15 protein-coding genes are annotated in these 13,445 nt (G+C 62.5%); 4 read left to right on the top strand and 11 right to left on the bottom strand.

The genetic code is table 11. The annotated features are described in order from the left end of the window. Positions 1-4 precede the first annotated feature (4 nt). Entirely contained in the window at positions 5-850 is an 846-nt protein-coding gene (locus FB009_RS13225) for a LysR family transcriptional regulator (RefSeq protein ID WP_011976329.1), read from the top strand. Between the two features lie 37 nt (positions 851-887). Here FB009_RS13225 and FB009_RS13220 read toward each other — a convergent pair whose 3' ends face one another. Next, the gene (locus FB009_RS13220; protein ID WP_011976330.1) at positions 888-2,567 is read right to left on the bottom strand and encodes an alpha/beta hydrolase; all 1,680 of its coding nucleotides are present in this window, start codon (positions 2,565-2,567) and stop codon (positions 888-890) included. A 197-nt stretch (positions 2,568-2,764) separates the two neighbouring features. Here FB009_RS13220 and FB009_RS13215 point away from each other — a divergent pair, with 197 nt between their 5' ends. Continuing rightward, positions 2,765-4,048, top strand: coding sequence for a cystathionine gamma-synthase family protein (locus FB009_RS13215; RefSeq protein ID WP_011976331.1), 1,284 nt, complete (start codon positions 2,765-2,767; stop codon positions 4,046-4,048). A 120-nt stretch (positions 4,049-4,168) separates the two neighbouring features. On the opposite strand, the gene FB009_RS13210 is transcribed toward FB009_RS13215, so the two are convergent. From FB009_RS13210 to FB009_RS13200, 4 genes are all read right to left on the bottom strand, one after another. Next, positions 4,169-4,465 (bottom strand): helix-turn-helix domain-containing protein, encoded by a 297-nt coding sequence (locus FB009_RS13210; protein ID WP_011976332.1) that lies wholly within the window; start codon positions 4,463-4,465, stop codon positions 4,169-4,171. Further along, positions 4,462-4,614 carry a hypothetical protein gene (locus tag FB009_RS32715; protein ID WP_018012666.1) on the bottom strand — a complete coding sequence of 51 codons (153 nt, stop codon included), beginning with the start codon at positions 4,612-4,614 and terminating at the stop codon, positions 4,462-4,464. The genes FB009_RS13210 and FB009_RS32715 overlap by 4 nt, the downstream gene beginning before the upstream one ends. A gap of 302 nt (positions 4,615-4,916) precedes the next feature. Continuing rightward, complete coding sequence (locus FB009_RS13205; RefSeq protein WP_011976333.1) at positions 4,917-5,276, bottom strand: VOC family protein; 360 nt, start codon at positions 5,274-5,276, stop codon at positions 4,917-4,919. Continuing rightward, positions 5,273-5,881 carry a TetR/AcrR family transcriptional regulator gene (locus FB009_RS13200; protein ID WP_011976334.1) on the bottom strand — a complete coding sequence of 203 codons (609 nt, stop codon included), beginning with the start codon at positions 5,879-5,881 and terminating at the stop codon, positions 5,273-5,275. The genes FB009_RS13205 and FB009_RS13200 overlap by 4 nt, the downstream gene beginning before the upstream one ends. Before the next feature lie 83 nt (positions 5,882-5,964). Here FB009_RS13200 and FB009_RS13195 point away from each other — a divergent pair, with 83 nt between their 5' ends. Then, entirely contained in the window at positions 5,965-6,756 is a 792-nt protein-coding gene (locus FB009_RS13195) for a crotonase/enoyl-CoA hydratase family protein (RefSeq protein ID WP_011976335.1), read from the top strand. Between the two features lie 13 nt (positions 6,757-6,769). Here the strand turns inward: FB009_RS13195 and FB009_RS13190 are convergent, their stop codons facing one another. After that, the gene (locus tag FB009_RS13190) at positions 6,770-7,249 is read right to left on the bottom strand and encodes an anthrone oxygenase family protein (protein ID WP_011976336.1); all 480 of its coding nucleotides are present in this window, start codon (positions 7,247-7,249) and stop codon (positions 6,770-6,772) included. 49 nt (positions 7,250-7,298) lie between these two features. Then, entirely contained in the window at positions 7,299-8,612 is a 1,314-nt protein-coding gene (locus tag FB009_RS13185; protein ID WP_011976337.1) for a glucoamylase family protein, read from the bottom strand. A gap of 231 nt (positions 8,613-8,843) precedes the next feature. Here FB009_RS13185 and FB009_RS13180 point away from each other — a divergent pair, with 231 nt between their 5' ends. Further along, positions 8,844-9,638 carry a DUF1194 domain-containing protein gene (locus FB009_RS13180; RefSeq protein ID WP_011976338.1) on the top strand — a complete coding sequence of 265 codons (795 nt, stop codon included), beginning with the start codon at positions 8,844-8,846 and terminating at the stop codon, positions 9,636-9,638. A gap of 106 nt (positions 9,639-9,744) precedes the next feature. Here FB009_RS13180 and FB009_RS13175 read toward each other — a convergent pair whose 3' ends face one another. The 4 genes from FB009_RS13175 to FB009_RS13160 form a co-directional block, all read right to left on the bottom strand. Then, positions 9,745-9,966 (bottom strand): hypothetical protein, encoded by a 222-nt coding sequence (locus tag FB009_RS13175; protein WP_011976339.1) that lies wholly within the window; start codon positions 9,964-9,966, stop codon positions 9,745-9,747. 135 nt (positions 9,967-10,101) lie between these two features. After that, positions 10,102-11,316, bottom strand: a complete 1,215-nt coding sequence (locus tag FB009_RS13170) for a YcaO-like family protein (RefSeq protein WP_011976340.1) — start codon at positions 11,314-11,316, stop codon at positions 10,102-10,104. After that, on the bottom strand, positions 11,313-11,528 hold the full coding sequence (locus FB009_RS13165; RefSeq protein ID WP_024310816.1) for a hypothetical protein: 216 nt from the start codon (positions 11,526-11,528) through the stop codon (positions 11,313-11,315). The genes FB009_RS13170 and FB009_RS13165 overlap by 4 nt, the downstream gene beginning before the upstream one ends. Positions 11,529-11,545: 17 nt before the next feature. Continuing rightward, positions 11,546-13,384 (bottom strand): adenylate cyclase, encoded by a 1,839-nt coding sequence (locus FB009_RS13160; protein ID WP_011976342.1) that lies wholly within the window; start codon positions 13,382-13,384, stop codon positions 11,546-11,548. Between the last annotated feature and the right edge of the window lie 61 nt (positions 13,385-13,445).

Raw genomic sequence — 13,445 nt, 5'->3', positions numbered from 1 at the left:
ACCTATGCAGGTTGACCTGATCGAGACCTTTCTTGACCTGATGGAAACGCGCAGTTTCAACCGTACGGCTGAACGGCTGAACATCACGCAATCCACGGTTTCGCACCGCGTGAAGGCGCTGGAGGCGCAATTCAACCGGAAACTCTTCACGCGCAACAAGGGCGGGACCCTCCCGACGGCTGCCGGTCTGCGGTTTCTCGACTACGCCAAAGCTTTGCAAAATCAGTGGCATGAAGCGACGCGCGCAGTGGCGAGCGCAGGCGCCCTCGAGCGATCGATGCGGCTTGGAATTCAGCACGATCTGGCCGAGACCATTGCAGGCCGATGGGTGGCTGCGATCCGCCGCGATCTGCCGACGACCGAGATCTATATGGAAGCGGATTATTCGAACCAGATGAACCGCGATCTCGCCGCCGGAGAGCTCGATCTCGCAGTGCTCTACACGCCGCACTTCCTGCCCGATCTTCACTATGAACGGATCGGCGAACTGCATTACGTGCTCGTCAGCACCGATACGCACGACTTGGCCGGCGTGAGGCCCGAAACCTACATCCGATCAAGCTACTCGCCGGCCTTTGATCGTGCGCACCGCCTGGCACTTCCGCACCTTTCGGCGGCTACTCTTTCAGCCGGCCAGAACATGGCGGTGATGGACCTGTTGCGCACGCTCGGCGGCGCGGCCTATGTGACGCAGGCGACCGCCGACCAGATCTCCGACCGCGTTGCCGTCGTGGCCGATGCGCCGGTCATCCCGCAGACCGTTTACGCCGCAACGAGCCTGCGCACCCGCCACGCCCACCAGCACCGCAAGATCATCGGCGCGATGGAGGGCCTGTTGGTGGAGTTGTAAACGCATCCACCGCTACCGCCCATCGGTCCTCGCCCGATCAACGCGCGGAGAATTGCGCTTTCAGCCGCGCCACATCCGCCGCCGTAATCCCCGGCGGATCGGTGACCGCCATCCAGGCGTCAATGTAGTGTTCCGGGGCGTAGACGTGACCGTAGCCCATCGGAGAGGTCGTCGCCAACGCCATGTCGGCCAGCAGTTGCAGACCGGTGACCAAGGGAAACCAGCTCAGCGCCGGTGAGACGTCCGGCCCTCGCGGCGACCTCATCCAGTCCGGCTCGCGATAAAAGGAATGGGGATCGAAGAACGTCACCGGGTCGCTGGCATATTGCAGGTAGACGATCCGCATCGCGCCCCAATGCGCGCCGGGGATATCGAGGGCATTCTCCTGGTTGGTGAAGCGGATGGCGGAGCTGTCGCGGTAGCGCGGCAGCCAGGCAGGTGAGTCCGGTACCCGGTCCGCCGTCACCGAACGCCACAAGGTGCTCTGGAACGGCGGCCCGCTCCAGAGCGCGCCCTGAAAGGGATCGCTGATGACGTCGAAGAGATCGACCGACCCCTGCGAATTCATCGCCCCGAGGCTCAGACCGTGGAGATAGAGCTTGGGCCGCCGATCCTTGGGCAGCGTCGTCCAGTGCCCGTAGATCTCGTCGAAGAGGGCGTCGGCCGCTTCGGCGCCGTAACTCGGCTCGACCAGAAGCGACAGCCAGCTGGTGAGATAGGAGTACTGTACGGCCACGCTCGCGACATCTCCGTGAAGCAGATATTCGAGGGTGTCGAGCGCCTCCGGATCAATCCAGCCGGTGCCGGTCGGCACGATGACGATCAGAGATTTGCGTTCGAAGCCGCCGGCGCGTTTCAACTCCTCGAGCGCAAGCTTCGCCCTTTCCCGCGCCGTTTCGGCAGAGTTCAGTCCCACATAAACCCGGACGGGTTCCGGCGCCGCGATGCCGAAGAACGCCCCGATTTCGGCGCCGGTCGGCCCGGAGGCTATGAACTGCCGCCCTTGCCGTCCAAGCTCGTCCCAGTGCACAAGCGATGCGGCGCTGCCTGTCTTGCCGGGATCCGCAGGCGGTGCGACCTCAGGATCGATGAGCGAATCCAGTTGCTGGAAGGAACTGTCCGCAGCGCGAAGCGCGAACTTGAAGATCACACCGTTCGCCGCAGACCAGAACAAGGCGAGCGCCACGAGCCCGCCGAGCGCGTTGGCAACCGGCCGCGTGAGGAAATATTGCAGCCATCGTGAAAGCACGCGAAAGGTCAGCCGGAATAGCCGTGCCAGCAGGACCAGGGCGGCGAATACGAGAATGGCCATGAGGCCGAGAGTGGCGGGCTCTGCGCTTTCGATCGGCTCCAGGCCCATAATGTGCCGCACGGTGTTTTGCCAATGCGAAGCCTGCCATAGGAATACGACGGCGGCCGCAATCGAAACGATGGCGGCGGCGATCTTCAGCGTACGTGCACGCCTTACCGTCGGTTCGGGAAGCTCGAAGAAGGACCAGAGCCAGCGCAGGAACACGCCGATCGCGTAGCCCGCCGCGAGAGAGAAGCCCGAGATCACCGCCTGAATAAGGTAGGGCCGCGGTATGAGACTTGGCGTCAGCGAAACGGCAAAGAAGAGAACGCCTATGAGGAGGCCGCTTGTGGAAAACGAACGCAAGAAGTTGGAGATGCGACGGGGCACCGGTCTTGGCAGGTCCGTCTGCTGAACATGTTCCATGGCGACTCCACTTCGCACGCCGGGCAATGTCGCCTTCCGCCGACGCGCAGTCAAGAAGACGCGGCGCGGTACTATTCCTGCGCGCGCAAAGGATCGCGTGCATCAAAAGGAAGTGATCGCAAATAGCAAGGACCCCAGCGGGGCGTTTGTTGTAATTTAATCCGTAGCAGAGTCTGCCTGCCCCCAAGGAGAAGCCCATGACCGCGCCGCACCCCTCCAAGACCCATATAGGCAACCACAAACTGCATCCCGAAACGCTGATGCTGAATTACGGATATGACCCAGAGCTTTCGGAGGGGGCTGTCAAGCCGCCGATCTTTCTGACCTCGACCTTCGTCTTCCACTCCGCCGAGGAAGGCCGCGACTTCTTCGATTTCGTGTCCGGCCGGCGCGAGCCGCCCGAAGGCGTCGGTGCCGGCCTCGTTTACTCCCGCTTCAATCATCCGAACAGCGAGATCGTCGAAGACCGGCTCGCCATCTACGAACGGGCCGAAGCCGGCGCCCTCTTTTCCTCCGGCATGTCGGCGATCGCCACCACGCTTCTCGCTTTCGTGAGGCCGGGCGATTCAATCCTGCATTCGCAGCCGCTTTACGGCGGCACGGAAACCCTGCTGGCCAAGACGTTCCTCAATCTCGGTATTTCCGCCACCGGTTTTGCCGATGGTGTCGATGAGGCGGCCGTCAGCGCCGCGGCGGAAGAAGCGATGAGCAAGGGACGGGTCTCCATGATCCTGATAGAGACCCCGGCCAATCCCACGAACAGCCTTGTCGATGTCGCGATGATCCGGCGCATCGCCGAAAGGATCGAGGAAAGACAGGCGCATCGGCCGATCGTTGCCTGCGACAACACCCTGCTCGGTCCCGTCTTTCAACACCCTATCGAACACGGCGCCGATCTTTCCCTTTATTCGTTGACCAAGTATGTCGGCGGCCATTCCGATCTCATCGCCGGCGCCGTCCTCGGTTCCAAAGCACTGATCAGACAGGTTAAGGCACTTCGCGGCTCGATCGGCACGCAACTCGACCCGCATTCCTGCTGGATGATCGGCCGCTCTCTAGAAACCCTGTCCGTGCGAATGGAAAAGGCGAACGAAAACGCCCGCATCGTCGCCGAATTCCTGCGCGACCATCCCAAGGTCGAGCACATCCACTATCTGCCGTTCCACGACCCGGAGGCGCCGGTCGGCCGAGTCTTCGCCGCGCAATGCACGGGCGCGGGATCAACCTTCTCCTTCGACATCGCCGGCGGCCAGGAGGCTGCCTTCCGCTTCCTCAACGCACTGCAGATATTCAAGCTGGCCGTCAGTCTCGGAGGCACGGAATCGCTCGCGAGCCACCCGGCGGCGATGACGCATTCGGGCGTGCCTATCGAGGTCCGCGCCCGCATCGGTGTGCTCGAATCCACGATCCGCCTGTCGATCGGCATTGAGCACCCGGACGATCTCGTCGCCGACGTCGCCAACGCGCTGACGACGATCTAGAGCCTGAGTTGAGACCCGGACCGTCCAGACCGTTCCGGAATTGATTCTCTCGTCTTCCATGCCGCTTCCTGCTGCGTTTTCGAGTAAAACGGGCATGAAGCGGCGCAGGACTACACTGTCTCACGCTGCCTGCAGCGCCTTCTGAACGGCCTTCGGAGCGCGGTCGATCACCAGAAGATAAGCGCGAGTCGGCCCTTCCGGCTGGCGCGAACCCTGTTCCCAATGGCGCAATGTGTTGACGCTGAACCCGAATCGTCCGGCAAATTCTTCCTGTGTCATTTCGAGTTTCGTGCGGATCGCCTTCACGTCCATCCGCTCGGGCACATGGACGCGAAAGGCGTTCGCATCGGCACTGCCCTCCGCACAGGCGAGCGCTTCGTTCAGGCCGCGCCGGATGCTGTCGGCAACCTTGCTCATCGCTTTCTCCTCTTGAATGCATCCACCAGCATGGTCGTCAACTGGCGGAAGTCGTTCCTGTCCTGCTGGCCCAGATCGGCCCGCATGTTCTTGGCGCAGGCGGTGAGTGCAAAGAGCGGCATGTCGGCGTCATGGTAAAAATAGACCACCCGCGCGGCGCCACGTTTGCCTCGTCCTTCAAGCTCTCAGCGAACCTTGCGGATGCCGCCCGTTCCCTGACGAGATCGCCTGCCGTGGGATTGTGGGCAAGATAGTCCACCAACAAGGCGCGCTCGTCATCGTTCATGAGTTTGCGGGTCGCAGACAGGAACTCCGGCGTCTCCACGACACTGACGGGAACCCTTTTCACCATGGTCGGAATACTACTGAGTCAGTAGGTGCAATCCAGGAAATAATCCACTGGATTACCCGCTCACGCCCCTCATGGCTGCGCTTCCGTGTTCCGCCTCGATCAACTCTCCGCGTGCGAAAGCACGTTGACGATGTTGCCGAAGGGATCGCGCAGAAAGAACCGGCGTACGCCCCAGTCTTCGTCGGTGATATCGTAGACGATCTCTGTGCCCGCGGCCTTTGCGCGACGATACGCTTCATCCACATCATCCACTTCGATCGAGAGCGCCGGCACCGGCGTTCCCGATCCGCCCTCGGTGGCGAAGCTCACCTGGGGCATGGCGGAACTGCCATCCGCCGCATAGGTGACGATCCAGCCGTGATTCATCACGATCTCCAGGCCGAGCAGGGCCCTGTAGAAGCGATCTGCCTCGAGCAGATCGGATACCTGAAAATTAGGCATGATGCGTCGGACTTTCATTTGCCCCTCCCGGCTGGTTGCTGCACACTCGGTTCCGAAAGCGCCAGCTTTACGAGCGTAGCCGCGGCCTCGCCCGCCGTCTCCATATAGCTCGGATCACGGTGGAGCAAAACGACCGCGAAGCTGCCGTCGAGGAGCAGCAGCATCTGCCGCGCGAGCCTGGCCGCCTCTGCAATTCCTTCCGTCTCGAAGCTCTGACGCAGCCAGTCCTCGAACTTCCTTTTGTGCGCTGCCGCTATGCGGATCGCCGGGTGGCCGGGCATATTGGCGAGTTCCGCCGAAGTGCGGAGGAAACCGCAGCCCTTCCATTTCGGGTGCCGGGCAGCCCGGGCGAGATTGAGAAAAATGGCTTTGATCTTTGACGCCGCATCACCGTCGGTTTCGCTGAACCACTTCTGGAAGAGCTTGAGGTTGGGCTGGTCACGCTCCTCAAGATAGGCGGCAATCAACTCGTCCTTGCTCTTGAAATGATAGTAGAGAGTGCGCTTCGTCAAGCCGGCCGCCTCGGCAACGGCGTCCACGCTGACGGCGCGAATTCCTTCCGCATAGAACAGCCTGGCAGCGGCGGAAACGATACGTTCGCGTGTGTTTTGTGTCGCCGCCATAATCCAGGTATACCGACTAGTGAATATACATTCCTTTGTCTCCCACTTAGCCTCCGTTCGTCAACACCCGACGGGAGACAAACATGTCCGATACTGTGCTTCTGAAAATTTCGGGCGGAACCGCCCTCCTGACGCTCAACCGGCCCGAAAGGCTGAATGCGCTCAATTACGAGCTGATCGACCGGCTTTTGACCCTCCTCGATCGCCTCGAGGTGGACGCCAAGGTGCATGCCGTCATCCTCACCGGAGCGGGTGATCGAGCCTTTTCGGCAGGCGGCGACATTCACGAATTCTCCCACAGCGTGGCCGAAGGCGTGAACGCCGCGATCCGCGATTTCGTGCGAAGAGGGCAGCAGCTTACCAGCCGTCTCGAGGCCTTTCCGAAGCCTGTGATCGCCGCCGTCAACGGCATCGCCTATGGCGGCGGCTGCGAAATCACGGAGGCGGTGCATCTCGCGATCGCGAGCGACCGGTCGCGATTTGCCAAGCCGGAGATCAAGCTTGGCATGCCGCCCACTTTCGGCGGCACGCAGAGACTGCCGCGCCTTGCCGGACGCAAGCGCGCGCTGGAGCTACTTCTCACCGGCGACGCGTTTTCGGCTGAGCGCGCGCTGGAGATGGGGCTGGTAAATGCGGTGGTTCCGCACGCGGATCTTATCGAGACCGCCCGAGCGCTCGCGGCGCGCATTATCAGCCACTCTCCTGTTGCGACCGCCGCTATCATCTCGGCCGTGACGCGCGGCCTCAACATGGCGATCGGCGAAGGTCTGCTTTGCGAGAGCGAGCAATTCGCACGAATGGTTCCGACCCACGACCTCAACGAAGGCCTCGCCGCCTGGAAAGAGCGGCGCGAGCCGCGCTATGCCGGCCGCTGAGATTGCCCGATCATCAGGTCCGGGCGAAGCCGAGGACGAAGAGCGCCAGAGCAGCGGTCGAAGCGAAGCTGCGCACGTGGTTCCAGCGGACCCATTCGGTCAGATAGCGCTGCTGCCAGAGTTCGGTGGCTCCTTGTCCGGCAGGGGCGGCGGCAAGCGCTTCGTTCAGCGGCACGTTGACGGCTATCGTCACCGCGAGCGTGCCGATGAGATAGACGAGTCCGCCAGCAGCCAGGAAATAGCTCCCCTGCCCTCCCCAGATGACGGCCATGACCAGGAGCACCAGGCCAAGCAGCGCCGTTCCCATGAAGGCGATGAGAAACAGCGGGTTCTGGATCACCACGTTAATGGCGTTCATCACGGCGACGCCTTGCTCGGGCGGGAGTCGCGAAAGCGCCTGCATAATGCAGACCGAAAAGACGAAGAACAGCCCGGCCATCAGGCCGGATCCGATCACGGCGGCAAATGCGAGCACAGGAACAAGGGTAACCATCGCAACACTCCAGGAGGGAATTGAGCCGCTTCGGGTCGCTTCTCTCGTTTCAGACTTGAAGCAGCGTCGACGAAAGCCAGCCTCCCGCAAATCCAGCCCTGCTCAACCCCTGACGAAAGGCCGGAATGCCGCGCGTCAGTTCCCAAACCAGGCCGCTCCTCCAATTCTCGATCATCATGACGACGAGCCCTTGGTCAAGGCCGACGAGTCTATCGTCCATCCATCCCTCGGGACCGTCCCCCGGCAGGCTGGGATTGAAACCGCCGGGAAGGCGTTCCTCCTTCACCAGGGCGGGGTAACGCGACATCAGATGAAAAAGACTGCCGAGACACGCGTCCGGTTCGAATGGCAGCCCGGCCAGCGGCGCCCAGGGAACGAGTGTTCCGTCGTCGGCACCAAACGGTGCGCCGCGTGCCTCGTAGCCCAGCAACTTCTGCCGCCGGCCGTCGCGAAGCCGAAACCAGCCTTTCGGCGCATGACAGGCGCTGAAACCCCAGAGGTCGCGGCAATAGCCGGCGAATCCATGAGGGTTTTCCTCGGCATGGGCGCGCTGCAGCCGGATGGCGCGGCGGGTGTTATCGAAATAGTCGGTGGCCCTGTCGCGCATCCCCTTATCCCGGATGCTGCGAAAATCGATCCATGCCTGCGGAAAAAGGTGGACGAAGAGCGCGGCGGCATGGAGATGCGCCGCCCCATCGAGTTCCAGCCACTCATGCGCTGCCGTGTAGGCCTCGTAGTTCGGCGGCATGATCGGGCGCGTGGGCGAGCCGAGTGCCAGGACGTAGAGGAGCAGCGCCTCGCTATGACCCCGCCAGCGGTGTTTCAAAAATCGCCCCGGCGGGCGCCACCCCATCGTGACCGTGTCGCCGCCATTCAGCGCCCAGTACCAATCCGCCCTCTCGTAGAGGAGCGCCGCAAGCCGCCTGAGCTCACTCTCCTCTTCGCTGCGGCCAGAGAAATAAGCTGCCGCCGTCAAGGCACCGGCGAGGAGCAGGCTGGTGTCGATCGTGGAGAGCTCACTGCGCCAGACGCGATCCCCCGTCCGCATGTCGAGGAAATGGTAGTAGAATCCGCGATAACCGGTCGCGCTCGCATCGCTCCCCTGACGGCTTGCCGCGAAAAACCGGAGGGTGGTCAGCACGCGCCAGGCAGCGTCCGACCGGGCGATCCAGCCGCGTTCGACCGCGACCGGATAGGCCGCAAGTCCGAAACCCGTGGCGGCGATGCTCGACGGAGAACCCGCGCGAGACGTGTCGGCGACGAGGCCGCTTCGCATGTCCGAATACCGAAGAAAGTATTCGAAGGCGGCGCGCTGCAGCCCGTCGATGCAGGCGATATCCGATGTGCGGCTGTGGAGAGACATGCCAGCCTACTGGTCGACGAGGTTGGTCACATTGCGGCAGGCCACGCAGACCAACCGCGATCACCGAATATTGTAGGTCTGCATCGCTCCGACAGTCGCCGATCTCAAAACCTGTGATACATTCATGGAATGACATCGACCCGGACGGCGACATCGCTCTAAGGCGCCTCGCGGTACCCGGGTGCAGGGGCAGAACGCCCGACGCGTGATCCACGGTGATTGGCTGATGCGATGTTAGGCACGATGGCATTGATCCTGGCACTGAGCGGAGCTCCGATACAGTCGGCAGCCATTTCCGCTGACGTCGACGTAGAACTCCTGCTGGCCGTCGACATGTCCGGCTCGATGGACATGGAGGAGGCGCGCGTGCAGCGCTCCGGATATCTGCAGGCGCTGCGGCATCCGGATTTCATCAATGCGGTCCAGGGAGGCCTCCTCGGGCGGATCGCCATAGGCTATTTCGAATGGGCAGGGCTCGTAAACGAGGCCTCAGTCGTGAGCTGGCAAGTGATCGAAAGTTCTGCCGACGCCGAAGCCTTCGCCGGCAAGCTGGAGGCTCGGCCAATCGGAACACGGCGCGGCACCTCGATCTCGAACGCGATCCTGTTTGGTTCGGACCTCATCGATTCGAACGCATATTCGGGTACGCGAAGGGTCATCGACATCTCCGGCGACGGGCCGAACAATACCGGGCCGCCGGTTACACCCGCACGCAACGACGCCCTATCGCGGGGCATTATAATCAACGGTCTTGCAATCCTCATCCGCCCTTCGGTCTCGACCGGGCCGCTCGACCGGTATTACGCCGAATGCGTCATTGGCGGCCCCGGCTCCTTCGTGTTGCCCGTGCATGAACCCGAGGATTTCGCGGTCGCAATCCGTCAGAAGCTGATCCTCGAGGTAAGCGGGCGCGAGCCCGATCCGGCGCTCCGCCTGGCGGCCGGCGAAAATGCGGCGGACTGCATGATAGGCGAGAAGCTCCGGCCGGGATTTCTCGACAGGGTCTATCCGGAACTGGATCGCTGACGCTTGCTCTTCATATCCCCACCTTCCTGTATGCCACAGGAATGGTGAGGACGAAAGAAGTGCGGTCGGGTGCGGTAGCAGCGCAGGCGGGTTTCCCCGCAGCGCGCTATTGCAGCAGGGTCGTTCTATTGTCGAAGCCCGCAGCGGCAATGACGAGCTCGCCGCGATCCCGCAATTCGTTGGCGACCGCTTGCAGTGCCATATCGATGCAATACTCGACGGCCTGTGCCTCCAAGGCACGAGCGCTCTCGCGAATGTGGCTCAACATTCGGGCAATGCTCGCAAGTTCCACCTCGGTATCCGTCAAGGACGAAGAATGATTAGTCATATGAACCCCCAATCCATGCCTGTGATGAGGGCGACTATAAACGAGTTCGGCATTTCCGCGCGTTTCACGAGCGTTGCACACGCTCAGGTGGAGTATTTAGCGGATCTTCGCCCGGAGCCCCATTGCCCGCTCCCGTCACGATGCGAGCGCTTTGGATAGTGCACGCGGACCAAAACGGCGCGCTCGATCACCATCCGGATTCTCGAGTTTGGGAACGAAGATCTTGACGACCGAGAACGGAAGCGCGTTCGCCGACAGACGAAGCGCAATTGCAGATTGCACGCCGGCGCTCGTCAGGTGATCAACGGTGTGGCGCAGCAGCGCTTCAAGGCTTCCGCCGACCTGCGGGCTGGCGATGGCCCGTCTGGATGGCTCGGCGAGGAAGGCCTGCCGCGTCAGTTCCGGCAAGGGCCGGTTGAAGGTCTCGGGAAAGACATCGTCCCGGGCACCACTGATGAAGGTGAGCCGGGACTGCGCCGCTTCTGTCACCGCCCTGATCGCCGCCCGGGCGGGAAAAACATGTGCGCCGCAGCCGCTCGTCACTTCGACGAAGCGGCCACCGCCCCTGGTCGCGATATCGGGTGGGCCGAGCAGCGCCAGGAAACAGGGAATGCCTATGTCGCTGGTGATTTCGAAAAGCCGGAGATCGAGTCCGGCGGCCCCAATGCGCTCAACGAGACCGTTCAACGCTGCATCGCCCAGGCTCTCGGGAGCGACACAGCACCCGTAACGGTGCTCCCGCCCCGAGATGCCCCAGAGGACGTGCGCGTCTCGCTCGATGCGCTCCAGCAGTCCGTGCAATATCGCTTCTTCCACGACGTTTCCCGACGCAAGTCCATCCGACGACATCCAGAAACGCGAATGCAGGGTACGGTCGAGCAGCGCCGCTGCGAGCGGCACGAGTATCTCGCGGCCGGAGATCAGGTCGGAGCCGAGGGCCCATGCGAGTTCTTCGTCCGGCCCTATATCCTGCTGCCCGGCCGCAATCAGGCAGGGAAGCAGCTCCACGGTCCGTCCGGATGCACGCAAGGTCCGGGCCGTGGCGACCATTGTTCCGACGGCGGGCTCGCAGGCAACGGCGCGCTCCAGCGCCTCCATGACCGCGGAAACCTTCGCCTCCGGATCCGTCAATCCCTTGCCCTGCGCAACCGCGATCGATCGTGCGTTCGGCGTGTAGGCGCACCAGACCGGGAGCCCGATCCTGTCGAGGCCCGTGTGCCGTGCGATGCGGGTCACGCCGAACCGGGAAAGCAGTGGCCGGACACGGTCGAACGTCTCTTCCGGGCTCAGAACGCGATCGGAATAAGCATTGCGCGTGTCTGCAGGACTGCCGACAGCGAAGCCGATCACCCGTCGAAATGCCCCGAAAACACCTTGTCGGCCGACGACACCGCTACTGCGAGATCAACATTCTTGACGATCGTCCCGCCCTGCAGGCGGAGCTTGTTCGCCGTGGCGAGATCGCCCGACACCTGATCGAGCGGCCTGACCGTTCCATTTTTCAGATCCGCCAGCCACAAACCTTGCTCGCCGGCAATACCAATTACTACGACTTCTGCCATATCGCTTCCCCTCATCATCAAAACCCCGCTCTTTTCAGCCCCTCGCGATAGAGGTCCTTCTGCCATTGTTCCTTCATCGGAACGACGGCGAGCCACTTGTCGACATCGAATGTCGGATTGGCCCTCAGGGCCTTCACCTTGTATGACCGCGCTTTCTTCTGATCGCCGAGCATCGCCCAGCTTGCTGCAAGCAGCCGGTCGCCCGGCGACTTGTCCTTCATTTTCTGAACGTAGCCGATCGCATCCTCATACTCTTCGAGAAAGTAGCTGGCTCCGGCAGCGCTCCAGAAATACATGTCCGGCGCCAGGGGATTAAGCGAAAGCGCCTTGCCGAGCTTGTCGAGAGCCTCACGCGGGCGGGAGGCATGGACGAGCGTGTCCGCATGGCTGTACAGCACGTCGGCATAATGCGGGCTCAGATTTTCGGCGCGGTCCAGCGCCGCAAGACTTCCATCGAGGTCGCCCTGATAAAGTCTGACGACGCCGAATTCGCGATGTGCTCCGGGAAGCTCTTCATCGCTCTCGATCGCTTCCTTGGCGTGACGCTCGGCTACCGTCAAAAGCTCCTGGTCGCCCCGAGCCGTCAGGACCCACTCGATCGCATAGGTGCGTGCGATGCCGCTTAGCGCCGGGGCAAAATCCGGCTTGTGCCTGAGCGCCGTCTTGAAATCGCGGCGTGCCCTGCGGATTTCGGGAAGGCCGACGTTCGAAAGGTTTCGCAGGCCGGCGAGATAGGCGTAATAGGCGTCCGGATTGGTCACGTAATCGAGGTGCCCGATACGCCCGGTCTCCACCTGTTCCGCTACCGCGCTGGCCACGTGAAAGGCAATTTCCTGACGCTGTTGCAGGAGCCCGACCGGAGAGATCGAAAAGCGCTCCGCCCAGACGATCGCGTCGGACGGCAGGAAGATGAGTTGAGTAAACAGCCCCTGGTCCGACATGCGACAGTCGAGCGCATAAGTGACGGCATGTTTTTCCAGGAAGGCAGCCTTGTCCGCCGCATCCCGAATACGCTCGGCAGTGTAAGGGGCAACAACCGACATCGAGCGCAGCGCGCATAATCCGATCGTGATGTCTTCGACCACGGCCATGCTGACCGCGTGAAGCATCGGATCACTGCCGAAAGCCGCGGGCGGAAGCAGCGCAACGCGCGGTGCGGGCGCAACCGGCGGGGTTATCGCATCCCTTGCCGGCGCCCGGGGCGACTCCCCTGCAAAGGCCCCCTGCCGCAGCCAGGCCCCGTCCGGCGAGCCTTTCCCGATGACGAGACCCACGCCGGTCAACCGCTCCAGGATTGCGCGCACGGCAGTATCCGCCGGATCGAGTTCGAGGAGATGCATGCACGCCGTCCGCAGCATCGACCTGTCGGCAAATCGCTCTCCGCCGGCTAAAAGTGCCGCGCGCAGCTTTTGCGTAAACACGCTCCGCTGCTCTCCAACCCAGTCCGCATAACGCCCGGGAGGCACATCGGCGCCTGCTAGGAACGTATCGCGCCAGAGCGAGAGCCCGGCGCGAAACGCTTCCTCCGAGCTCCCGAGCGCCTCGAAACCGGCGGCGTCGCAGGCAATCTCCCCCAGCGTCACATCTATTTCCGTCGCCGACGTGAGCGGCCCCGAGTTCGCGGCAAGGTGGCGCATGCGCCACAGGGTAGAGCGCAGGTTCTTGAAAGCGACGCTCTTCTCCCGCTCGGGCCAGATCAGCATCGAGAGCTTTTCGCGGGAGACCGTTCTCTGCCCGGATATGCTGAGGTAGGCCAGAATAAGCAGGCCCCGCTCCGGGCACGCCACGACCACGCCGCCGGAATCGACCAGCCGCAATTCCCCGAATGTCTGCAGATGAAAATGCGGCACCGCCACGAAAACCCCAAACGGCTTTAGATCAATATGATTTTAGGTCACCACCGGCCGCCGCCGGCGA

Source organism: Sinorhizobium medicae, assembly GCF_007827695.1.
In the GTDB taxonomy this organism is placed as follows: Bacteria; Pseudomonadota; Alphaproteobacteria; order Rhizobiales; family Rhizobiaceae; genus Sinorhizobium; species Sinorhizobium medicae.
This window is presented reverse-complemented; position numbering and strand designations above follow the sequence as displayed.

Coding starts and splice junctions, on each gene's coding strand:
- FB009_RS13215 (WP_011976331.1), top strand. CDS start 2,765: ATGACCGCGCCGCACCCCTCCAAGACCCATATAGGCAACCACAAACTG.
- FB009_RS13200 (WP_011976334.1), bottom strand. CDS start 5,881: ATGGCGGCGACACAAAACACACGCGAACGTATCGTTTCCGCCGCTGCC.
- FB009_RS13165 (WP_024310816.1), bottom strand. CDS start 11,528: ATGGCAGAAGTCGTAGTAATTGGTATTGCCGGCGAGCAAGGTTTGTGG.
- FB009_RS13210 (WP_011976332.1), bottom strand. CDS start 4,465: ATGAGCAAGGTTGCCGACAGCATCCGGCGCGGCCTGAACGAAGCGCTC.
- FB009_RS13225 (WP_011976329.1), top strand. CDS start 5: ATGCAGGTTGACCTGATCGAGACCTTTCTTGACCTGATGGAAACGCGC.
- FB009_RS13175 (WP_011976339.1), bottom strand. CDS start 9,966: ATGACTAATCATTCTTCGTCCTTGACGGATACCGAGGTGGAACTTGCG.
- FB009_RS13220 (WP_011976330.1), bottom strand. CDS start 2,567: ATGGAACATGTTCAGCAGACGGACCTGCCAAGACCGGTGCCCCGTCGC.
- FB009_RS13190 (WP_011976336.1), bottom strand. CDS start 7,249: ATGGTTACCCTTGTTCCTGTGCTCGCATTTGCCGCCGTGATCGGATCC.
- FB009_RS13205 (WP_011976333.1), bottom strand. CDS start 5,276: ATGAAAGTCCGACGCATCATGCCTAATTTTCAGGTATCCGATCTGCTC.
- FB009_RS13180 (WP_011976338.1), top strand. CDS start 8,844: ATGTTAGGCACGATGGCATTGATCCTGGCACTGAGCGGAGCTCCGATA.
- FB009_RS13185 (WP_011976337.1), bottom strand. CDS start 8,612: ATGTCTCTCCACAGCCGCACATCGGATATCGCCTGCATCGACGGGCTG.
- FB009_RS13195 (WP_011976335.1), top strand. CDS start 5,965: ATGTCCGATACTGTGCTTCTGAAAATTTCGGGCGGAACCGCCCTCCTG.